Origin of the sequence: Corallococcus sp. CA053C (assembly GCF_003611675.1) — a bacterium.
GTDB lineage: Bacteria > Myxococcota > Myxococcia > Myxococcales > Myxococcaceae > Corallococcus.
Window position 1 is genome coordinate 1 of the sequence record NZ_RAWA01000705.1, and the last position, 2,339, is coordinate 2,339.

Annotated in this window: 4 protein-coding genes; all 4 read right to left on the bottom strand. The window is 73.8% G+C overall.

The window, feature by feature from the left end:
- On the bottom strand, positions 1-313 hold a 313-nt coding region (locus D7V97_RS42360; protein ID WP_147445237.1), incomplete at its 3' end, for a helix-turn-helix transcriptional regulator.
- Between the two features lie 271 nt (positions 314-584).
- Complete coding sequence (locus D7V97_RS42365; protein WP_120616187.1) at positions 585-1,193, bottom strand: putative glycolipid-binding domain-containing protein; 609 nt, start codon at positions 1,191-1,193, stop codon at positions 585-587.
- 16 nt (positions 1,194-1,209) lie between these two features.
- Positions 1,210-2,034, bottom strand: coding sequence for a DUF4157 domain-containing protein (locus D7V97_RS42370; RefSeq protein ID WP_233583600.1), 825 nt, complete (start codon positions 2,032-2,034; stop codon positions 1,210-1,212).
- Positions 1,994-2,339 (bottom strand): hypothetical protein (locus tag D7V97_RS45115; protein ID WP_158623573.1); only part of this gene is annotated, 346 nt, incomplete at its 5' end. The genes D7V97_RS42370 and D7V97_RS45115, both read right to left, overlap by 41 nt.

The window sequence follows — 2,339 nt, forward strand, 5'->3', positions numbered from 1 at the left end:
GGGCCAGCCCCAGCGACGCATCCGCGGACAGCTGCAGCGCCAGGCACAGCCGGAACAGCGTGGGGACGCTGGGCATCATCTTGCCCCGCTCCAACCGGCCATACACTTCCGACGCGATGCCGACGCGATCCGCCACGTCCGCCTGTGTCAGCCCGGCCCGCAGCCGCGCGGCCCGGGCCGAGGCGCCCACGCTGACCGCCAGCTTGCGCTCCAACTGCCGCCGCGACAGCGCGGCGGCGGACGCGGGCGCCAGGGGGCGCTTCTTCCGGGCGCGGCCGGATGCGATGGGACCTCGGGGGTGGGTTTTCACCACATCAACCTTGCACGTGACGTCCGGCGGGGCGGTCCGGGGTTGCGACCCCTCTGCCTCCGGAACGGTTCGCGGGTCGTTATAACCCACCACGTCACCCGGGCCCATCCCTATATGACAGGTAGTCCTGCATTCCCATGTCCCCGGGGAGCAGGCCCGTTCCTGCGCCACCTGCGCACACGGACCGACATCGGGCGCGGCGGGTTTGGGAGGATTGTCCGCGTTGGGGGCCGGGGGTTGCGCGGGGGCCTCACCCTTCGCCCTACCCTTCGCCTCACCCTTCGGAACTGGCCACGCGCTCCCAGCCGGACGGGTAGTGCGTGACGAGCCCGTGCGCGTCGGTGTCCACCTCCGCCACGAAGGAGCCGCCCGCGCTCTCGTAGCGGAAGAGCGACGAGGACAGCCGGGTGTAGCGCTGCTCCAGCCGCTCCAGGGACAGGTCCGGCAGGCGCACCCACGCGGCCGTCACGTCGCGGGCCTGGCCCACCTCCAGCCCCAGCCGGCGGATGGGCAGGGTGTTGGTGGAGGGGGTGACGCTCAGGTCCACGTCCACGCACCCGCGCAGCTCCGGCAGCTCGCGCCCGTCGCGCCACCAGCGCTGGTGGTCATCCACCTGGAGCACCAGCGTGCGCCGGGTGCCGCCCTGGTGCAGCACGAGCCGCGCTTCGCGCGTGTGCCAGTCCGGGTCGCACGCCACGGTGTAGCGCACGAGCAGGGGCAGCCCCTCGCTCACGAGCACGGTGGTGCCGATGAGCAGCGGGCCGGTGGTGGACTCCCACAGCTCGCAGTGCTCGGTGCCGGGGGACTCCAGACGCCGCCACGTCACGGCTTGCAGGCAGCGGCCTTCGGGGATGCCTCCGGGCCGGGAGGCGGGCGGCGTCATCGCACGACCCTCCGGCTCACGGCGCGCCCCGTCCCGCGTAGAGGTTGTCCAGCGCCTCGTCCAGCAGGCACAGGGCGGCGTCACTCCACCCGCGCAGCCGCTGCTGGGGGGTGGGCCGGCCCACGTGGGGGATGAGCTGCGCGTCGGCGGCGTCCTCGATGAACTGGGCCTGCTGCTCCGCGTTCAGCTCCGCCCAGCGGCGGTGCGCGCCCACGGCCTTGCGCCAGTCGTAGCCGTCGCCCAGGTACTGCGCGGCCAGCGCGCCGCTCAGGTAGCCCGTGCCGCCGTGCTGGTGCTGCCACACGTGCGTGAGCTCGTGCACCAGCAGCCGGAAGCCCACCGCGCCGTAGCCCGGGGGCACGAAGAGGATGTCGCCGTGGGCGAACGCGCGACCCGGCAGGCCCAGCAGGCCCAGGGCGCCCTCCTTCACGCGCACGCAGCGGAAGTCCACGCTGTCGCCGAAGATGGGCTTGAGCCGCGCCACCTCCGCATCCGTCAGCCGGCGGCCGACGGGCTCCAGGCCGGACACCACCTGCACGGCGCTGAGCACGCGCCCGCCCAGCATCAGCACCAGGTCCACGGGCACCTGCGCCACGCGGAACAGGCCGCGCTTGAGCTGCGGCAGGCCCTCGCGCGAGCGCCCCGCCGCACAGCGCGCCATGCCGCCCGCCAGCAGCACCAGCGCCACGTACGCGCTGCGCGCGGCGCCCGCGGACGCCCCGGCGATGCCGGTGAACAGCCCGTGCCCCGCGTCCGCGACCCGCTCCGTCAGCGGCGCGAGTCGGGTGTCACGGACGGAGTCACGGACAGCCTGTCGATTCAGCGAGGTGGGAGACTCCAAGGACCTGCTCCAGGAGCGATCGCAGCTCACCGGAGCGCCAGGGCCGGCCGAGTGCGAAGTGGGTATGGCTGGAGGCCCGGAAGGTGGCGCTCGCTTCGGGGCGGAAACCAGAGGACAGGAGGATGCGCGGGCCGCTGAAGCCCCGGTCCACCAGACGGCAGAGGAAGTCGCTCACGACGCGGCGATCCGCGTCCAGGTCCAGCACCAACCCGTCCACCGCCACGCCCGGGTCCATCACGTCCAACCGCCGGTCCGCCGACGTCGCCCCCAGCGCCGTCACCACCCGGCACCCCTCCCCCACTTCC

Excerpts from the sequence above, each read along its gene's own strand:
- D7V97_RS42365 (WP_120616187.1), bottom strand. The coding sequence starts at position 1,193 with ATGACGCCGCCCGCCTCCCGGCCCGGAGGCATCCCCGAAGGCCGCTGC.